The organism is Anaerobutyricum hallii (assembly GCF_900209925.1).
Lineage (GTDB): Bacteria > Bacillota > Clostridia > Lachnospirales > Lachnospiraceae > Anaerobutyricum > Anaerobutyricum soehngenii.
Genome location: NZ_LT907978.1, coordinates 2783474 through 2804615 on the forward strand (window position 1 = coordinate 2783474; position 21142 = coordinate 2804615).

Annotated in this window: 18 protein-coding genes and 1 pseudogene; 4 read left to right on the forward strand and 15 right to left on the reverse strand. The window is 34.6% G+C overall.

The genetic code is table 11. The features are described 5' to 3' along the window. Positions 1 to 105: 105 nt before the first annotated feature. The 15 genes from EHLA_RS12645 to EHLA_RS12715 all read right to left on the reverse strand — a co-directional run bounded on the left by EHLA_RS12645 (position 106) and on the right by EHLA_RS12715 (position 16179). Entirely contained in the window at positions 106 to 1089 is a 984-nt protein-coding gene (locus EHLA_RS12645; RefSeq protein ID WP_096241046.1) for a hypothetical protein, read from the reverse strand. A 91-nt stretch (positions 1090 to 1180) separates the two neighbouring features. Continuing rightward, a complete protein-coding gene (locus EHLA_RS12650; RefSeq protein ID WP_123864863.1) occupies positions 1181 to 1558 on the reverse strand; it encodes a hypothetical protein in 378 nt (125 codons plus the stop codon). 114 nt (positions 1559 to 1672) lie between these two features. Next, positions 1673 to 2968, reverse strand: coding sequence for an ATP-binding protein (locus EHLA_RS12655; protein WP_096241048.1), 1296 nt, complete (start codon positions 2966 to 2968; stop codon positions 1673 to 1675). Beyond that, complete coding sequence (locus tag EHLA_RS12660; protein WP_096241049.1) at positions 2955 to 3683, reverse strand: LytR/AlgR family response regulator transcription factor; 729 nt, start codon at positions 3681 to 3683, stop codon at positions 2955 to 2957. The genes EHLA_RS12655 and EHLA_RS12660 overlap by 14 nt, the downstream gene beginning before the upstream one ends. After that, positions 3661 to 4041 carry a helix-turn-helix domain-containing protein gene (locus EHLA_RS12665; protein ID WP_096241050.1) on the reverse strand — a complete coding sequence of 127 codons (381 nt, stop codon included), beginning with the start codon at positions 4039 to 4041 and terminating at the stop codon, positions 3661 to 3663. Before EHLA_RS12665 ends, EHLA_RS12660 begins: the two co-directional genes overlap by 23 nt. 146 nt (positions 4042 to 4187) lie before the next feature. Then, entirely contained in the window at positions 4188 to 4856 is a 669-nt protein-coding gene (locus EHLA_RS12670; protein WP_096241051.1) for a DUF6973 domain-containing protein, read from the reverse strand. A gap of 113 nt (positions 4857 to 4969) precedes the next feature. After that, positions 4970 to 7105, reverse strand: coding sequence for a peptidase domain-containing ABC transporter (locus tag EHLA_RS12675; RefSeq protein WP_096241052.1), 2136 nt, complete (start codon positions 7103 to 7105; stop codon positions 4970 to 4972). Positions 7106 to 7168: 63 nt separating this feature from the next. Next, positions 7169 to 10381, reverse strand: coding sequence for a type 2 lanthipeptide synthetase LanM family protein (locus tag EHLA_RS12680; RefSeq protein WP_096241053.1), 3213 nt, complete (start codon positions 10379 to 10381; stop codon positions 7169 to 7171). Between the two features lie 152 nt (positions 10382 to 10533). Continuing rightward, positions 10534 to 10764, reverse strand: coding sequence for a plantaricin C family lantibiotic (locus EHLA_RS12685; RefSeq protein WP_096241054.1), 231 nt, complete (start codon positions 10762 to 10764; stop codon positions 10534 to 10536). Positions 10765 to 11214: 450 nt separating this feature from the next. Next, the gene (locus EHLA_RS12690) at positions 11215 to 11955 is read right to left on the reverse strand and encodes an ABC transporter permease (RefSeq protein ID WP_096241055.1); all 741 of its coding nucleotides are present in this window, start codon (positions 11953 to 11955) and stop codon (positions 11215 to 11217) included. A 14-nt stretch (positions 11956 to 11969) separates the two neighbouring features. After that, entirely contained in the window at positions 11970 to 12701 is a 732-nt protein-coding gene (locus EHLA_RS12695; RefSeq protein WP_096241056.1) for an ABC transporter permease, read from the reverse strand. After that, the gene (locus EHLA_RS12700) at positions 12694 to 13617 is read right to left on the reverse strand and encodes an ABC transporter ATP-binding protein (protein WP_096241057.1); all 924 of its coding nucleotides are present in this window, start codon (positions 13615 to 13617) and stop codon (positions 12694 to 12696) included. Before EHLA_RS12700 ends, EHLA_RS12695 begins: the two co-directional genes overlap by 8 nt. 49 nt (positions 13618 to 13666) lie before the next feature. Beyond that, entirely contained in the window at positions 13667 to 14428 is a 762-nt protein-coding gene (locus EHLA_RS12705) for an ABC transporter permease (protein WP_179966607.1), read from the reverse strand. A 117-nt stretch (positions 14429 to 14545) separates the two neighbouring features. Then, positions 14546 to 15469, reverse strand: a complete 924-nt coding sequence (locus EHLA_RS12710; protein WP_096241682.1) for a sensor histidine kinase — start codon at positions 15467 to 15469, stop codon at positions 14546 to 14548. Between the two features lie 8 nt (positions 15470 to 15477). Then, positions 15478 to 16179, reverse strand: coding sequence for a response regulator transcription factor (locus tag EHLA_RS12715; protein ID WP_096241059.1), 702 nt, complete (start codon positions 16177 to 16179; stop codon positions 15478 to 15480). A gap of 345 nt (positions 16180 to 16524) precedes the next feature. On the opposite strand from EHLA_RS12715, the gene EHLA_RS12720 reads away from it, so the two are divergent. From EHLA_RS12720 to EHLA_RS12735, 4 genes and pseudogenes are all read left to right on the forward strand, one after another. Then, positions 16525 to 16902, forward strand: a complete 378-nt coding sequence (locus tag EHLA_RS12720) for a plasmid mobilization protein (protein WP_004613332.1) — start codon at positions 16525 to 16527, stop codon at positions 16900 to 16902. Continuing rightward, positions 16889 to 18538, forward strand: coding sequence for a relaxase/mobilization nuclease domain-containing protein (locus tag EHLA_RS12725; protein ID WP_096241060.1), 1650 nt, complete (start codon positions 16889 to 16891; stop codon positions 18536 to 18538). Before EHLA_RS12720 ends, EHLA_RS12725 begins: the two co-directional genes overlap by 14 nt. Positions 18539 to 18657: 119 nt before the next feature. Continuing rightward, a pseudogene (locus tag EHLA_RS12730) lies at positions 18658 to 18865 on the forward strand (DUF6219 family protein). A gap of 457 nt (positions 18866 to 19322) precedes the next feature. Continuing rightward, positions 19323 to 21125 carry a hypothetical protein gene (locus tag EHLA_RS12735; RefSeq protein ID WP_096241061.1) on the forward strand — a complete coding sequence of 601 codons (1803 nt, stop codon included), beginning with the start codon at positions 19323 to 19325 and terminating at the stop codon, positions 21123 to 21125. Positions 21126 to 21142 lie beyond the last annotated feature (17 nt).

Genomic DNA, 21142 nt, shown 5'->3' on the forward strand with positions numbered 1-21142 from the left:
TGAGAAGGACGTTTTTGACGTCCGCTCTTGACATGCCTGAAAGCATGTCGTATATATAAAACAAGAGCTGGAAGCTCCAATTTAGTGTTTCCAGCTCAATCATTATCATAGAAGATTTTTATTTACAGACTTTTCTTCATAGTCTCTCTCATTTTTCAGTTCGGTTATATATTTATCTCTTTCCGACTCAGGAATCTTCAAACCACCCATCGCCTGTTCTGCAGACCATCCCATTGTCTCCATAAGGCTTTTAATTGAAAAAAGAATTCCTTTTTCAATTCCTTTCTCCTCAACACCTTTACTTAAATTGCACATAGTAGACACCTCGCTTTCCAAAGTCTTTGTCATCTCAATTGCAAAATCTTCCTGCAGAATCTTCTTTTTTTCTTCTACTTCTCTCTCCGTCGAAAGCAATACTTCCAATAATTTCAATATACCAGATGAATTATCATCCGTAGTTCCCAAACAAATCATGATTGCAGTTAATAAGTCGTAATTTTCAATCTTCTCTTTGACATTTCCCACCAGATTTTTTTCTGCAATATAATACTCTGTAATGGTATTCTCTCTATATTGCGGAGGATTCATACAAATCCAAATCGAATATACCTTTTTTATATTTTCGTAATGAGATGAAGTAAATTCTGTCCCATACTGTGATGAAATCATACGGCTACAATAATATATTCCACGTTTTATAATCGGATAACCCGGATAAAAGTCATTCTGCGCTTCAATATTGATTATTAACTGGATTCTGTTCTCCGTTCCTGGAGCTTCCGCACAAAAACGAATATCATAGGTAACCGTGCCTTCATAAACAGAAGCATCTTCCACAGATACATTCCTTATTTGTTCTCCAGATAATCGCTCATCTACATTTACAGGCACTTGTCCAATATCCGGTTCTCCATCAATGTATCGAGAAACTATTTCCTGTATATTACAATTTCTATATTCTTCCAAACATTCTTTCATAATCCAGGCAAGTATCACTTTGTTTGCCAACAAGCGCTTGCAGGCCGCATCATATGCCGCTTTATCTCCCATTGCATCAATATTCTTTGACAATATGCTTTCTATTCTCATCCAGTACAATCCTCACTCATCATTCTTGTTTTATTTTAACATATCCACAAAAAAAAAGCCATCTTTATATACTTTTCACAAATACAATTTATCAAAAATCTATGTATCTCTGATACCTGTTCCATAAAACAATATCCTCTAATTTCTGCTTATATTCTTGCATGTCATCTATATTAGTTATATAATCATATGCGCCTACTTTCAGTACAGAATAAATTTCCTGTGGTGTTCCATTCATTATTACTAGAATAGAAACATGTGTACCCAACTTGCCTTTTATTCTTATTATCGGCATAGTCGCATCTTGAATTCTATCCTTATCAAAATGTATAATGACAACATCTGCCAAAGGATATTGACCTTTTTGCAGGTCATCATACTTATACCACATTAGTTCAAATTTACTTTGAATAATTTCATTAGTCTTTTCAAATGCTCTTCTGCTATCACTAAACAATAATATTCTCACCTATGCCACTCTTTCCACAATCTATAATTTTATTAGTATATACCTCCTCCGCTCATTGTGCTGTTTAATGTCAAAATATCGAGTGTTCATGTAACTTTTCCCTTACCCACACTTTCAACTTCCATACAACACCACCCTGGCAAGGAACCGCCCCGGCTCTGTGGTGTCAACAGACAACACCCCCTGATATTTATCCGCCGCCCTACGGACAGATGGCAGGCCGATCCCATGATTGCTTGTATCCGTTTTTGTTGTTCTCAGTTCCTCCCCCTTCCCTTTCGCCAGCTTTCCCCGGTAGCTGTTCTCTATCGTTATCAGCAGGTTGTTTTTGTCATATTTCATCTTTAGCCGTATGTACTTCCGGCCTTCTGCCCTCCCGGCGCCTTCCACTGCATTTTCCAACAGGTTTCCCATGATCAGGCTTATATCCGCTCCCCGGAACGGCATCTCCATCGGGATGCTGAGATCCGTCAGAAATTCTATCCCCGCATCTTCTGCTTTTTTCTTCCAGTATCCTACCAGGGAATCTGTCACGATATTCCCGGTATTGATCTCTTCGGACGGTCTCAGCCTGCCATCCTCTATTATATCGGTTACAAACTGGATAAGCTTCTCCCTCTCCCCTCTCTCTGCATATGCAAGGATTGACAGGAGATGGTTTCTCATACCATGCCGCACATCCCTCATCTGCAGCACGGACAGTTCCCTCTCTTCCTGGTGCCTCGCACAAAGGTCTAGCTGCTGTTCATACACCAGATTCATCCGCCGTATCCGTAAATCATCTGCCAGCCGTATATAAATATAAAAAATCAGCACATTGATAAACAGCAGTATCAGACCGGAAACAAGAGAATACCTCTCGGCATATTCCCAGTCAGTCCTGTAAGCCAGTACAAACACTGCGTTCATGATATATATGCTCCCAGTCGGGATAAATATGATCAGGATGCTGTACCCCGTCGGCAGACCCGTAACCTTTTCATTTGTAAATACTTTCCTTAAAGCCAGGATGATCAGGAAGAACAGGAACCTTGAAGCAAACGCACCAAAAATCTGCCGTTCCACGATGCTTTCCCCATAAATCATCAGCACGCTGCCAATCAGCATTTCCGCCAGCATCCAGATGGCTGCAAATGTAACCGCAAAAAAGCTTTTCATCCATGCCTTTCCTTCAAATACGTTTGCCACAACGAACAGGGCAAGCCCTACTGTTGTCCCTATGTTCCATGCTTTCGGAAGTTCATTGATAACCTCCGGGATTCCTACCTGCCAGAGTACAAGCACGATAACTCCAAGCAATACACGGATATTCTTTTTTCTCCTTTCAAAAAACATCCCAAAATAAAGGAAAAAGAGATATACTGTAAACATCGCCAGCAGCATATCTGCCATCCACTTACATGCCGACATAAAACGTATCCTCCATCGCACAGTATTGTTTACTGATCAGTTTCCGGCGGTCTTCACTGATTGAGAGCCTTTCCTCATTATCCATTACGGCAAAATCGTATGCCAGTCCTTTTATGTGTTTATAGTTTATCAGGAAAGACTGGTGTATCCGGAGGAAAATGCCCTTGCTGGCTCTCAGGCTTTCCTCAATCTCATTCAGTTTTCCATAAAATTCAAAGGTCTCTTTTTCTGTAACTATGTACACTTTTCTTCTCTTGCTTTCAAAATAAAGGATATCCCTCATCGGTATTTTGCAGTTCAGCCTCTGGTAGCTGTACCGGAAATAACTGTCGGCGCTGCTGATTTCTTCATATGCCGCCTCCAGACAACCCGCTATCTGTTTTTCTTCTACGGGTTTTACCAAAAAACGGAATGGTCTTACGGAAAATGACTCCTGCATATAGCTTTCATGGCTCGTGACGTAGATGATCAGGACATTTTTATCTGTCTCCCGGATTTTCCGTGCCACTGTGATCCCATCAGCCTGCCCCATCTCGATATCCAGGAAGATAACATCAAAGTTGTTCATACTCTCTACTGCCTCTGACAGATGCTCTCCTTCCCAGAACACTTCTGTTTCTATCGGAATAAAGTTTCTCTTTGCTATGCGGCACAACATATCCTCTATCTTTCCGGTTGTCGCAATATCGTCATCACAGATCGCTACTTTTATCATTTCCCACACCCTGCTTTCTTTTCTCTGCAGTTTTTCCAACAGTCTGCATGATCGACCATACCATTTCCCTGTCATACCCATCCATTCTTCTGTACACTTCTATCAGGTCATAATACTCATCCAATGTTTCATTCATCTTGATCTGACCGGACAGATCCCGCTTCATGTCAGACAGCCCAAGCAGGTAATCTGTTGTTACATTAAAATATTCTGCTATCCTTTTTAAGACATCTACTTTTATGATGGTAATATCCTTTTCATATTTGCTGAGCATTTGCTGTGTTACTCCTATCTCTACTGCTAGAAGCTCCTGTATCAAGCCCCTTTTTTCCCGAAGCATTTTAATCCGGCTTTCCATAATCGTTTACTCCTTAAATATACGTGATACTACCATGCTACCCTTTTCACATTTTCTTGATACAAATAATAGGAGTATTTAATTACGCAATACTAAAAAATAGTAAGACAAACAAGGACATTCCATTGATTATCTTACTATTTTTATTAATCATGCAACCATACAAATTGAGTAGACTCTGAATAAATATTCGAATAAATTATATCTGCAAGTTCATCTTCGGAAGCATTTCCATTTTCTTCTCCTATATATCTCCCCACTTCATTATTATGTAAATCCATTTCTTTATGAGCTATTTTAGGGAAGCCATCGGATTCATCTCCAGAAACATCTTTATCTTCATGTGCAGTAGCAAATAACTCTGCTTTTTTACTACCGAGCAAAATACTCATTTCCGCATTCCAAATACCATGTCTAAAAGCATCACTTCTATCTCCTAATCCACTATATCCAAACTTTCTCTCCGTCTGTTCAGTTGCAATTTTTCTTGCAGTATTAACCTTAAGTGCATCAAATGGATAACGAATACACAACCTTTTTTCTGATTCAGTAAGAGAGTTCCAAATATCTGTAATTCCTCTTATATCTCTCTTATCTCCGAACTCCTGTTCATCCATAATTTTCAACACTTCATCTTCTGTAAGTTCTGGATTTTCAGATTTTATCGATAAAATCTCTGCAATCATTTTTTCAAAGTCTGTTTCTTGCATCATCACCAAATCATCTCCATTTATATCTTGCGCATAAACAGAGAAAGGTGTAGCAGTGCATAGCACAAGCGTCAATCCTAAAATTAAAAAGCTATTTTTTTTCATTTTTTCTTGTCCTCCTTACAATTTTTATTATACTCTTAAAATATTATTAATAAAAAACATGTAATAAAATCGACCGACTGAGTAATTTTTTCTTATATTTTCAATATTATTGTTTAATTTTGTTCTTTCCACATCTTTGCATACATACCCTCAGTTTCAATTAAATCTTTGTGCATTCCTTGTTCCACTATCTCCCCTTGTTCTATTAAATATATGTAATCTGCATCTTTTATAGTAGAAAGGCGATGAGTTACAATAATTTGTGTTATATTATTATTTTTTAGTTCTTTATAAATCTCTTTTTCAGTTATTGCATCTAACTGGCCGGTTCCTTCATCAAAAATAATAATATCCGGATTCTTCACTAATGCTCTAGCTATAGAAAGCCGTTGTCTTTGTCCACCTGATAAATTTTTTCCATTTTCTCCTATTCTAGTTTCATATCCTTTTTCCATACAACTTATATCCTGATCCAGTCTTGCCATCTGAGCAGCTTTTTGTATTTGCATTTTTTCACATTTTTTTGAAATATCAATATTTTTTTCAATTGTATCATCAAAAAAATAAGCCTCCTGCATAGTAATACCGATATGTTTCCTATAATCATTAACATCCAACTCTGTAATTTTATTTCCATCAATCATAAGTTGTCCTTCCGTTGGCTTATATAATCCTAAAATTAGTTTAATCAATGTGCTTTTCCCACAGCCTGTTTTTCCTACTATCGCTATTTTTTCTCCTCTTTTAATAGAAATATTAATACGCTTCAAAATATTTTCTCCTGACTTAAAATATTTAAAGCTCACATTTGTAAGTTGAATTCTTTGAATTTCTTTTTCAATTCCCTTCTTATTTATATTCTCTTCTTTCTCCGCATAATATATTTCCATAAGTCTCTCTAAAACAGAACGTAAATACACTATATCTTGCATATCATTTGCAAGTGCTGAAACAGGATTAATAAACATACTTCCAATAGATACTAACGCCATTAGACCACCCAATGATAATCTTTCTGCTGCAATTTCATAGCTTCCAAGAGCAAGCAATAAAATTGACGGAGTAAGTTTTAATACCATTAGTATACATTGAAACAAATTTGAAAATTTTTCTTTGTGCGAACTAGTTGTCATCTGTTGCGAAAAAATTTCCCTCCACTGATTAATAGAATCAATACTAGAATCTGAGCTTTTAATAAATAATATATTTTTTAAAACTTCTAATAAATATGTATATGTAACCTCTTGCCTCTCCAAATTTTCATGCATAAGCCGTCGTGTATGTTTCATGCAAAAATAAAAAAATACAGCCTGAAAAATAGCAATACCATAAATTACTAAAGATAATCTAATTGACATGCACATCATAGCTATTCCAAAAACTAAAATAGATAAACAGTTAATTATTAAAGAATTACCTATTCTTGCCATAGTGTCTTTAATCAAATTTATGTTGTTAATTCTATTTGAAATATCTCCTGATGAGCGGATATCAAAATAACTAATCGGTAAGTGAAATAATTTTTTGATAATATCCTCTGAAAAATTTTTCCAAAAGTCATATGACATACTTAAAATTATATTACTCTTCAAATAACTTAATACGCCATAAAGCAAAACTGCTCCTATTCCAAGTAAAAATACAAGTAATATAATATCATAATTTCCCCTTCCAATAGCTACATCTATGATAATTTGAGTACATATAGGCAATATAAGACTACATACTTCAATTGCAAATGAAAGAATTATACTACCCCACAATTTTTTTAATGAACCCATATTCTGCTTTATAGCCAATGTAACATTATTAATATAGTGTTTTTTTTCTACAAATTCTGATGTTTTCTTTAAAATAACAATGGCTTCAAAGTAATCTTGTAAATTTTCATTCACAGATATTTTCCGTTTGCCAATTTCTGGATCTACTATTACAATATGTCTTTTATTTATTTCCTCTAGCACTACATAATGTCCCTTCTTATTTAATAAGATAGCTGGCAAATATTCTTTAAAATTTTTTATTCCATAGTCATCGAATAATTTATACGCCCTACTCTCTAATCCATAAGACATACTAATTTCTATAATTCCCTTTAATGTCAATCCATTTCTAGAAAAAGAACATTTTCTACTCACTTCAAAAAGCGGAACTCTATTGTTGTAATAATGCAATATCATAGTCAAACAAGCAGCTCCACAGTCTAATTCCGACATTTGTTGAATGAAAGGAACTTTCTTATATAACATCCTTTTCCTCCTTTATTCAATGTGCTCATAAAGCTATCTTTATGAGCACCAATGCAATTCATTCTATTTATCCACACTAAGTGACAATACTGATGGCAATGAACTATCATAAATTTTTAAAAACTCATATCCAATTCCTGCTAATCCAATCATTAAACTAGGTGTATTATTTTGACCAGGAAGTCCACATTTATACCTTCCTAATTTAAATTTGGAAATGTTAGCATCTAAGTATGAGTACACCACATTATTGATTTTTTCTTTATCAGAGTAATTCGATGCTTGCAATAGAATATCAATATTCCCTAAATCTCCATGGCATAAACAATGGCTCTTTCCAAAGCCTTTAAAAATTGTCGTTTCAAGCGATACCTCTATTTCCTTTTTTATTTTCTTAATCGCTTTTTCTTCTTTTATATATTCTAACATAATTATCCTACTCATAAGTATTCCCGGAGCTCCATGACACCAAGTAGCAGGAATAATTCCTTGACTATAATTTGTAACACCACCAAGTGCTCTTATATCTGCCCAGTTTTTCTCTTTCTCCACATATAAACTTCTCTCATAATTTAAGGCTTTTTCTGCTGCAATAAAATACTCTATCTTACCTAATATTTCTCCTGCTTTTATAAGTGCTAAAGCAATACCTGCAGCACCATGCGAGTAACCCGCTAAAGCATTTGATGCTATTTGAGGTTTCCACATCATCATATCATCTTTTTTTGTTGCTTTTACAATTAAATAATCAGCGCATTTAGATATTAATTCTATGGATTTTTTTTCTAATCCTTTTCTACCAACTACATTATATGTTTGCAGAATGCAACCAGCCGCACCCGCAACGACATCAAAATTTTCATCTTTGTCTACAACATTTATAGTGTTAGACAAAATCTTAGAACATAATTCTGTATAATCTTCACCTATAATGTCCCCTATTACAATTAACGGAAATAAATTAGAAGTTTCACCTGTATATGCGCCAATTACAGTTTCTTTCTCCATTTCATTTTTAATACTCAAACATTTTTCTAGAGTTTTTATAATGCCATTCATGCCTCGCTTCGTTATTTCTAAATACTTTTCTTCTCTCGTAATTTTATACAAAGCTGCCATAAAAAGTAAAATACCAGGTGTGCCATTGTATAAATCTATTCCTGACGGCTCAACACTCCAATTAGTTTCTTCTACCCCTGTTACATTTGTAATAATCCATCCTATATCCTCTGCACTATTTCCAGATATTGCTGTACGAGCTAATTCTTCACCAATTTCTTTTGCCTTCTTATAGCACTCTATTTCAAGCAATCTCTTTTCATCTTTATCATGTCTCCTTACTAAAACCGGGTTTACCGTATACTTTTCTTCATCCATCAGTGACATTCTTATAAAGTTTAATTGTATTTCACAGTTTTCTTCTGACATATTTTCTAATTGCCCTTTTACTAAATCAATTCCTCTTTCTTCATACACCCCTTCAATTTTCCCTCTAGAATGCAATAATTTAGTTTCATCAGGATAATTTACGAAAAACGGAATATCATTATCTAATAAATCCTTAATTTCATACGGTGCAACTAGATTATATTTTTTTTCAAATTTTCCTTCTTTATATAACGTTGTAAACAACATCTCACGATCCAATCCACTTCTTAAATAATCTGGGTGAGTACCTATATTTAATAATGTGGAGTACTGCTGTGTAGATCTGATTATCTGCCTTACTTTCACTGTCTTAAATATCTCTACTAACTGTTTAAAAGTATTCATGCTTTCTTTAATCGTGCTATATGCTTCTAAAAAACCACCTTCTATTGATAATCTATAATTATATATATTTATTTTTTTATCATCAGAAATCGGTCTATTATTTGAGCTATGAAGCCTTCCTTTATCATATTCTATTCTTATTTCATCTGATAAATAATCTTTAATTACTGGCATCTCCATAGGTACAATCTGATTAGAATCACCACCCAATGCACTTATATCTACTCCACCATGATTTTTACTATGCCATGTTAAATTTGGAAGAATACCAACATTTCTTACAGATCCTTCAATTATTCCTGTTATCTTACCAGGTGCCGTATTTTGTTCTAAAATATGAAATCTATTATGGAAAAGAGCTTCTAAATCAATCAACACTGGATTAGCCGAAAAAGCTATAATATTTTCGTAATGAATATCTGTAGTTCTTAACAAATACAATAAACCTAACATCACACCTATTTTATAATAATACTCTTCAAGCTCACTTTCTTTTTGACATTTTTTGTTTTCAATAAATTCCATCCAACCATATGTCTCCCTATCAATAATCTTAGGTTGATAAATAGGATATTTGACACATTGTGAATTATACCATTCCAATACTTCATTAAAGTATCTATCCAATTTTAAACTTCGTGGCTTATAAACAATGGTTTTATTATTACTAAGCGTCAACTTGAAAACTGTTTTACCACCATTATGTGCATCCGACATATCACCATCTAACTTTATTATAGAAAACGAGCGTGAATTGTCACGAAAGATAGAACACAAATAATTTTGATCAGCAGAAAATCTAGTTAAAAGATCGCACATATTGTTTATCCAGTTATTTACTCCTTTAGAAATAAGTCTGTACATTACAGGATACTCAACTAATAATCCTTCCCAATATTGTTCGTCTTTCAAAATTACATTTGAATAAAACTCCATTCTTTCAGTTGCATTTTCCCCTTGTAGCTGATTCTCCTCTCTACATACATTCAACTCCAATATTAAAACACGGATACATAATTTATATAAATGTCCAATCAATATTTTTACCATATCTTTCTGTAAATTGTCATTTACTAAATACCTTGTTCCACATTTGTTTATCTGTTCATCCAATCTTCCTTTTGCATACTTTATAAAAGGAATAAAAAAATTAATAAATGGCGTGTCATCTTCTGCTTTTTGAGTTGTTGGATTGATCCATTTAAATTTAGGTAAATCAACACTACCGTATTTCTTATTTCTTATTGCCTGATCCATTGCTTCCCATTCTTTAAGGTCATCGTTTTCTTTAGCTTCAAATCCTTTCTCACCTAACAACATGTTTAATTCCGATTGATTTATTTGAGAAAAATATGGAAGATTAATAAGGTTTTCTATATGAACTAATTTTTCCCAAAATGCTTTTCTCTTATGAATTATTGCAATTTCATCTTTCGAAAAAACAATATTTTTGCCAAGTTGACGCTCAAAAGAGTATGTTCCTTTTAAAAATTTTTCTAACATTTACTACCTCCTACTACAATATATTTCACATATCATACATCTATTAAAAATATTAAGTATTTCTATTTATTGTGCTTTTATAATATAATTCAATTCTAAACTGTTCTTAAATAAAATAAGGATGCCTTAGGTTTTAAGGCATCCCTATTACTTTAGCAGCAAATGATTGTCATAATCGGGCATTCTGCCGTACCAGTGCAAAGTCTACCGCAAGATGCATCTTCCGAATAGCAGTTACAATGCGTATTTGCTGTTCCAGCTCCTGTATAATCTTCTAATTCCATTTCTTTTAATTCCTGAAAGGAATTACCTGCTGGATTTGAACTTTCTACCTCGTTCATTTCATATACAGGAAGTTTCCAGTTTTTTACGTTCCTACTCATATTGCTTTCTCCTTTCTCAGTATGTATTTAGTCAGCTCTGTAACTGACTATGTTCTTATTATACATCAAATTTCTTAGTTTTTATTTTTATGGAATTTTATCGACTCTACATGTCATTTTTTCTAAAAAATGTTATCTTCTTAGTTATTACTTAATTTTTGATAAACGAACTTTCCAAAATGGAAATTGGCACTAATAATAACCTCGAAAGTATTTTACACATGACTATATAATCTTAATTTTAATGGATAGATAGTAAAATCAAGATTGTCATCACTTGTGATGTCTATACACTTCTTATAGCACTAATATAAAAAGAGGACACAAAGGTAAGAGTACCATGTGCCCATTCTCATTACGGATCGAATTTCATATACACTTGTAATGCAGTTTTATAAATAAAATACTACTCCAATAGCTCTACTATTTATTTTCCCCTATATCATCTCCTTATCTCTTAATATTCTTTTTTTCTCCTAATCCTTTCAGAATGATGAGCGATATGCACCCACAAATTAGCAACATTACAGTACTTTCTATTATCTGTAAAGTCGTTGCTTCATAATAGCCGGAAACTATAAACACCGCCGTTATAGGATAAAAAACTCTTAACCCATTTGACATACTTGTAAACAACCCTGCAAAAGAATAAATCTCAGCAAATATCAACGCAAGCCAGTATCCCTTTTTTATGCGCGCTACCAATGCAATCACTGGAGAAAGGGCAAAAAAAGTTCCTAAACCATCCAGCACATAAATTTTCAAAAATCTCAAGAGCATTTCCACAGATAGCTCTTGAAAATGAAATGCAGCCTCCACACAGAATGTAATAAGAAATAACAACAAATAGAGTAGCAAACTTAATAGTAAAGTTACTACCATTTTTGCACTCATCATTTTAGATTCATTTATTGGAATCAAGTGCAAAGATTTCATCGTATCTTCCTGTTCTTCCCGGCAGATTAAATAACTACCCAATAATGCAATTACTGCAGGGAGCAGAAAAAATGTAGCTAAAGATTGTGCTGCAGTCATAAACCATCCGACACCTTCTATATATCGTTTCTCTCCAAATGAAAACTGTCCTTGTGCAAAGACAATAACTGCTACCATAACTATTGCAAATACAGCAATCCAAACTATTTTTGAACGACGAAGTTTCCTATGTTCCGCCCAAATCAATGCTTTCATACTATTTACTTACCTCACTTTCTCCGAGCTAATGCCAGATTCGCAAATACAGAAGAAGCAATAGCCCACAAACCAATACATAAAAAAGCTGCTGGCAGATTCAATTCCTGATTAAAAACAACTCCCGGAATATCACGCATAACAATTACATTCATGCTAGATAGCGGATGCAGATACATATTTATCATTAACAAAATAAAACCCAGAAAAGTATACACTAATGTCACACAAACTGGCAGTATATAGCCTTTTGAGGAAGCAGCAACTGCCAAAATTGGCAAAATAGCAAAGGCTGTTAATCCACCAATCTCAATACACTTTTTTAATAGATACAAAGTACTGTCCCATTCAAAAACAATATATCCAGTCAATACACCAGCTGCTATCGAAGCCAGAACAGTAATCAGCATAAATAAGATGGAGTAACTAAGCACGATTACAAATTTGCCAAAAAAATATTCCATACGACTAACCGGCACAATCCAAAGCTGTTTGAGCATATCATGCTGGTTTTCATCGTACATAAGCATGGTGCAAAGAATTCCCAAGACCACTGGTAATATGATCCATGGCGTATAACTAAATGCTGTCCATTTATAAAACTGTACTGGCACTATTCCTATTTTACCTATATGTTGAAAATAGAATAGTGCCAAAAATGGCATAAAAAATGCTGAAAGTAACATTAACCAAACAAACTTCCTACGGTGTAATTTCAAAAATTCCGTCTGAATCAGTTTAAGCAATTCCCTCTCCTCCCGTGATTTTCTTGAAATAATCCTCCAGTGTGTCATTACAAACCTGAGAACTGATAACAGCTATGTCTTGTACTATAAGAGCTTTATTGATTTCCGCCATATCCAAACAGGTATCATAAATCCGAAGTGTCTGATCATCATGCACAGAATAATCTACCAGGTGGAACTGATGTTCCAAAATCAACGCCGCTTTTGAAACGTCAGACACTTGTAGAAGAATATATTTTCTATTTTTCTTTTTCAATTCTTTCATGCTGTTTTCTTCCAATAGAAGTCCATGATCTATAATACCAATATCATCTGCCAAAAGTGCAATTTCAGATAAGATATGACTGGAAATGAGAATAGTTTTTCCACGCTCCACGCTCAGCTCTTTAATAAAATTTCTCATCTCTGCAATGCCAATGGGATCAAGTCCGTTGGTCGGCTCGTCCAAAATCAACAATTCTGGATCGTGAAGAATCGCATTGGCGATACCAAGACGCTGCTTCATGCCAAGAGAATATTTGCTAAATAACTTTTTGTCCTTATAGGGCAATCCCACTACTTCCAATGCTTTTTTTACTGCATTGGGACCCACGGTCCCTCGCAGTTTTGCAAAAATTTCCAAATTTTCCGTGCCGGTCAAGTTTGGATAAAACCCAGGTGTTTCTATAATTGCACCAATACGCGGAAAGACTTGTTTTTCCCGACCTTTGATATCTTGGCCAAATACATCTACCTTACCAGAAGTAATGGGAGTCAATCCCAAAATCATTTTCATAATAGTGGTTTTCCCTGCTCCATTACGCCCTAATAGACCATAAATGCGTCCCTTTTTCACATGGATGTTTACCGCTTTTACAACGTCCTGCTCTCCATAAACCTTTGTCAGCTGCTTCGTTTCAATCACAAAATTATTCATAATAATACCTCTCTCTTAAAAAATTACTATTTATAAAATTCTTCTGTTTCTAATAGGAACGTTTACGTAAAACAATTATCGATAGAATAGTAAACACGATTCCTACCGTAAATATAGATATCAGACACAATGATGGAGAGAGTGTTACTGTTACCCCTTGTGTCCAACTTCGCACCATATCTGCAGATACCGGTGATAAACTCGAATAAATTCCCATAACACTTGCCAACGGATGCGCCCCCATCAAATATGCTGGTGCGATTACCACTGGAACAAGATAAAGAAACGTTGCTCCGATAGGAATTCCATATCCTTTTGAAGAAGTTGCCATAAATACAATCGGCAACATAGCAATAGGAACAAGCCCCCCGCCCAATAAGTATAGTACAAAAGATTGTAATACGGTGCTGGTATTAAAATCTGGGAAATCTCCCGCAATAAAACCTCCGCCAACGCAGATAGCAAACGTGAACACACATAGTATTAATGACATTAAAATAATGACTGCCACTTTAGAAAAATAAAGCTGAGATTTTGAAATAGGAATAATCCACAGTTCTTTAAGCGTGTCGTTCTTCTGTTCATCGAAGAATAGCGTAGTAGCAAACATTCCTAACGCAATAGGTAGGAATAAACTAGTGAGGTTTTTGAATGCCAAGGTATATAAATCGCTAAACTGATCCATTAAAGGACTGCTCCTAGAAATACTACAAGCACGGTTAACCGCAAATATTCCTAAAAGAAAAGTAAGTGCAAAAATACTCCAGACTGTTTTGTTCCGTTTCCATTTTTGAAGTTCTACTACAATCATTGTCACTTCATTTTCCCCCTTTCATGTTTATAACTACTATTATAAAACACCAACCTTGCCATAACCTTGCCGAAATCTTGTTTTTATCTTGCTTTTAATATAGATATCTATATGCAACTACAAAATTTTAGGCAATAAGATTGTAAATACTGTTCCCCTTTCAAGAGTACTACTAACTGAAATTTTCCCTTTGTGAGCACTAACAAGTTCTTTTACGATAGAAAGGCCAAATCCATTTCCCTTAGCGGAACGTGATTGGTCACATTGGTACATCCTTTCAAAAATGTATGGCAAATCACCGGACGAAATTCCTCTACCATTATCCATAACTAAAATCTTAACTTGTTGTGTATCTTCAAAAATTCTAAAAGACACATAATCTGCTCCACTATGGGTAATAATATTTTCTAGTAGATTATTTAATATTCGCATATAGCTATTAGAATCAATCCGTAGAAAGCATTCCCGTTCTGGTATCTCAACTTCATACTCAATCCCCGCATTTTCTAAAATTGGCACCCATTCTGCAATAATATTTCTAGATAATTCATTAATATCCAATATTTCAAAATGAAAAACTTGCTCTCTAGCATCCAATTTGACCCATTCAAACAAAATAGTAACAAAATCTTTCAACCGATTAGCTTTATCTAACGCTACATGGATATACTCATCTCGTTCTGTTCCAGTAACTATCCCCTTTTCAATTGCTTCCAAATAGCCCACTAAGGAAGTCAACGGCGTTTTTACATCATGAGAAAGACTCGTCATAAGGCGCTTATATGCTTGTTCTGCTTGTCTTTGCTGTATAATCCTTAATTGACTATCAATTACGATACTATTAATATCATAACAAATCTGTTTTGTCATATCATTTTCTCTTGTCACAATACGTCTATTTAAATTTCCATCTTTTATATCATGCAAAGCATCCTTAATAAAAGAAAGCTGCTGTCGTACTCGTCTCATCCGCCAAATTAAGTATAAGATTATTAATATCGAAAACCCGAGCCCCACAATAAGATACACATTTACATTTATAGCCATATTTATACCTCACTATTAAATCGATATCCCACACCTCGAACTGTTTGAATATAAAAAGGATGTTCTGGATCAGGTTCAATTTTTTTACGTAGTTTACTAACAAAAGACATAATATTGCTATCATCAAAAGCATACTCATCTGACCATACCTGTAAATAAATCTGCCTTTTTGTATACACTTTTCCTTTATTCATTGCCAAAAACAATAGCAAGTCAAACTCTTTCCCAGTAAGTTCTATTTGATTGTTTTGTACTATAACCTCCCGATTACTCTTATTAATGCTCATTCCCTTCAATACTATTTTATCTTGATTGTGACTCTCTTGTTGATTCAAAGTAGTATAACGACGTACAAGCGAGTTAACACGAGCCATCAGTTCACTAATACTAAATGGCTTTGTTAGATAATCGTCTGCCCCCAATCTTAAACCAAAAACTTTGTCTCCTTCATCACCCTTTGCTGTTAACATTAAAACTGGCACATTACTAGATTCTCTAATTTTCTGCAACACTTGAAAACCATCTATACCAGGCATCATCACATCAAGAATAATCAAAACACAACCTTCTCTATATTCATCTAAGAATTTCAGTCCTTCAAGACCATTATGTGCGACCATAGCAAACCATCCTTCCTTCTCTACACATTTTTTCATCAAGGTACACAATTCTTTATCATCATCTATAATCAAAATGTGTTCCATCTTTATTCACCCTCCATCTATTGTCCAGTTTTATACTTACTATTTCTTAATTATAGTTTTGAGATTAAAGCAATGCAATAATCTTTTCTAAAAATATATTTAAGCTTGTTGGCATTGAAGAGCAAGTTTCGCAATGTAGCACAATAACCCCTTTCCGGGTTCTTGGCGACTTGCAACTTGATGGGGATTTCGTTTCCCCATACCCTCGACCACAATCACAGATATGTATATTGGTTTCCATTTACATGGTCACAGTGCGATAATTTTTCATCACTTACTTTCCCTGCAGGCCGCAAAATTTGGATTTTCTTATGAAACCACTACCACGAAGAAAGGAAGTTATCAATGACAAGACCTAAGAAAGAGGAAACTCTTGCAAAAACTAAAGATGTGCATTTACGCATGAATGAAACTGAATATGATCTTCTTGCAGAAAGAGCCAAGGCTAACAGCATGACGGTTTCTGATTTTATCCGAAATGCCTTGGTCAACCAGAAAGTCATCATCAAATACGAAATTACCGCAGATCTTCCCGAAATAAAAAAACTTATTAGCGAGTTTGGTAAAATTGGCAGCAACCTAAATCAGATTGCCCGATATTTTAATCAGGGTGGAATCCTCTCTTCTGAAATGAGAAATGAAATCCGAAAGTCTCTCCGGGATATTTATGAAATGAAATATGAAGTGATGAAAATGGCAGGTGATTTTCGTGGCAGTAATTAAACATATCGCAAACAAAAACTCTGACTATGGAGAATCGGAACGGTATCTTATCTTCCAGCACAACGAGTATACGCAAAAACCGATTCTTGATGAAGAAGGGCATATGATACTGAGAGAAGAATATTATCTGAACGGTCTGAACTGTGATCCATTCTCTTTTGCATCTGAATGTCAGGAACTGAACAGCTACTATCACAAGAACAAAAACTTCAATGAAATAAAATCCCATCACTATATCATCAGCTTCGACCCAAAAGACAGGGATGAATGTGGATTGACCGGTGAACGTGCCCAGCAACTCGGATTGACTTTTGCAAAGAAAAACTTTCCCGGTCATCAGGCTTTAGTCTGTACTCATACCGACGGTCATAACAAAAGTGGAAACATCCATGTGCATATCGTAATTAACAGTCTCCGTAAATATGATATACCACAAGAACCCTATATGGAATTTGACTGTGAAGCAAAAGCCGGTTATAAGCATCATCTAAGTGCTGCCTATCTTGCCCATCTAAAACAGGAAGTCATGGATATGTGCAAAAAAGAAGGGTTGCACCAAGTTGATCTGCTCACTCCTGCTGAAAGAAAAATCACCGAAAAAGAATACTGGGCACAACGCCGGGGACAGGAAAAATTAGATAAGCTGAATCTGAAAATGAAAGAAGATGGAATCACACCGAAAGAAACTCGTTACCAGACAGAAAAACAATTTCTCCGTGACGCTATTGATGATGCTGCAAGTATTGCCCGATCACCAGAAGAATTTTCAAAAATCCTTGACGAAAAATATCACATCATCCTCAAGATCAGTCGAAACCGGTACAGCTATCTTCACCCTGGCAGAAAAAAATTTATCACTGAAAGAACTCTTGGGACCAGATACACAGAAGATTTTCTCTTGAAAGCATTTGAAGAAAACACGAAATCCCGTAGAGAACTGAAAGAAGAAATTCTGGAACAGCAGGCTCCGAATACTTCCACAGATTTACCACCTGTTCCTTTCTCTGATACTTCTGCTATCCCTGCACCATTCATTTTCATAAAATCAAACCTCCGGCTTGTAATAGATCTGCAAACCTGTATTAAAGCCCAGCAGAGCAAAGCCTATGCTCAAAAAGTAAAGCTCACCAATTTGAAGCAGATGGCTCAGACTGTTGCCTACATACAAGAGCATGGATATGATTCTCTTGATGATTTCCATGCAGCACTCAATCAGGCATCAGACCAGACCAGTGCTTCCAGAAAATCTTTAAAAGATACTGAACAACAGCTCAAAGAAGTGAATGAACAGATTCATTTTACCGGACAATATCTGGCATACAAAAATGTGTATGCTGATTATCGTACAAGCCGAAACAAGAAAAAATTTTATGAAGAACATCGAGCAGAACTTTCCCTGTATGACACAGCTCTACGAACACTCAAAGAAAAATCTGGCGGGAATAAATTGCCTTCCATGAAAGCTCTCTATGCTGAAAAGGACCGGCTTGTTGAATTGAGGGATAGACAGCGTGAAGATTTTTCTAATCACCAGGATTATGAACGGGAGCTTCGCACTGTATCTGCGAATATTGATATGATTCTTGGGAAGAATCGTGGGCAGGAGCAACAGATTGAAAAAGAGCAGAATTTATAAACCTTTTCATCTCCAAGCACCCAAATATCATTTTCAAATCTATGCTAATGAATAAATTCCTGTTTGCATCTTTCCTAAAAAGATGTATGATATAGAAAAACACAGGAGACATCATTAAAATGAAGGCACATAAATATTGGTCACTCGGTGCATTGGCATCCATGATCGGAACTTTTTACTGCTTCTCAAGATATGAAATCTGCTCATAAATATTTTGCTTACAGCTCTCTTCTCTGTATGATTATGGCTATCTATTCTGGTCATAAAATGATTTCTGGAAAGTCCTTAAAAAAGAAAGACTCTGTTTCCGAAGAATCTGCTGAATAATCAAAGAAGGAGTTTCTCCATGTGTGGCGAAATAGAAAAATGCTATTAAAAAGTTCACATAAAATACATTGCTTATGTAAATGTACCGGTATTCTCAAACAGTTATAACGAAAATACCTATTGAAAAAGAACTCACAACCATAGTTCATTTCATAAATCAATACAAAAACATTGATGTTTTTCTTATTTACAGTATGATATAATTAAAAAGAAGATGCAGTATTAAAGGGAGAACTGCCCAGACAGCCTGGCCTCAGAAATATGCACCTTCCTCTATAAATATATTATGTGGTATCAACACCTTTTATACATAAATAAAAAGATACAGTAAACAAAATGGTACTACCCAGGTAGCCCGTTTCTTGCTCATGTATCTCAATCTATCTTAATCTTAGTCGATAAATTTTAATTTGTCAAGATAAATTTCAAATAAAAGAAAGGAAAAAAGGTCTCACTTATGTTAGAAAAGAACAAAGCAGATAGCAGAAAATATTTTATTTTCAAAATACGAGATTTGGTACATAATTCTTTCCACACACTTGAAGAAAAGCGAACAGAAAGTTTATTGCAATATATGGGTATCTGTATCAGCACCTATGATGAACTTAGGGCATCCCTTGACCCAACCAAACTAAAACGCTCATACGAAGGATTGTTAGAAGGACTGGATTACCAGATGCAAATACATCCTTTTCATAAGCTTGATTTATACCAAAATGATTTTTCTCACTTACATCAGCTCATAAATCTTGCAAATGAAGCTCGCGATAAAGAACTTCATAACATTCACCGTAGCATTGTAGCTTTAAAAAAGAAATTGGAAGCTGAAAATCTCATAAATTGTTATATTCAATGCTTACTCACAGAAACCACATTCAAAGGCATGGATTATTTAATGGAGGCTCTTATTAGTGATTTATTATATGCAGGACATTCTATGTCTCATATTTTAGATTTTTTCAAAAGACAGCAGCAAGAATTTCTAGAACATAATGATGCTGAAAAAACTATACAGAATCTTAACGAATTTGACAGAAAACCTATACCTTTTTCTATTCATATCTGTTTTAAAATTTCAAGCCAGACGCAGAAGGAACTGGCACTTAATCTTATAAAACAGCAATTTGAAATCCATACTAACCAAGAATTAGGGATACCTCATATAAATAACGATACCTTAATTGCCAGTAAAGAGTATCTAGCTTTAGATGAATTCAAAGCAATCGACTTAGCTCAAAAAGAATTCCAATCCGTTACAGAACTGTTTGATATGTGGCAAAGCACAACCAATTGTATTCGCGATGATTTATGGTATTATTGGAAAGAAGACACGGTTTTTCATAAAATCAGCTTAAACAGCATTGATCCCATAAAAATGCTTAACCATATTGACGCAAACTATAAAAAACAGTTGGAACGTTTTTTACAGTTGCGAAATGATCTTGGCAGCAACAATATTAGAACTTTGGAACGAATACTTTATACTCTTAATTCTGCCAAATCGCTGACTACTCAAAACCGTTTTCTTAACTTTTGGTCATCCCTTGAATATATTTTATATTCATTTCCACGCTTTACAATCATAGAAAAAGCACGCGTTGTTGTTCCAGAAGTTTTTGGATTGTTCTATCTAAAAAATAAACTTAATATATTTTGGGCACGACTTACTTATTGTATGTCTAACAAAAAGGATTATGCTGAGAAATATCCTACTTTACAAAATTTTATAATGAATTGTCAGGTCACTGAAAAAGATTATTCTACCCCAAAAGTAATTGCTTATCTAAGTGATGTAAATAAATATAGTGCTATTTTATCTGAGCTTTCTTTCCATATTGTCCTTGAGCGAGAATGTCGTGAAATAATTATGCTTTTAACTGAGCCAGAAAAAACAAGCAAGGCAATTCAAGAATATTTTGACGGTATTAAGCATGATTTAAATTATATTTATCGTCTCCGAAATCAACTAATTCATTCTACAAAGGATATTGACGATTCCCTGGAGTATATCAGCTTTCGATTGTATCGCTATGTTAACTCTGTACTTTCCACGATATTATACTATCAGGAAAAAAACAATTTATATAGCATTACAGATATATTAATTTCTGTAGATGCCACCTACCAAGACTATAATAAAAAATTATCGCCAGATATCAAAAAGAAAAAGAAGAAATCTTCTTCCGAGATTGCTTCAGAAACCCTTTCTCCTGAAGACATCTATCGCATTGTACGACCAAAATATTTATTCATTGAATAGTATTTTAATATTAAGAT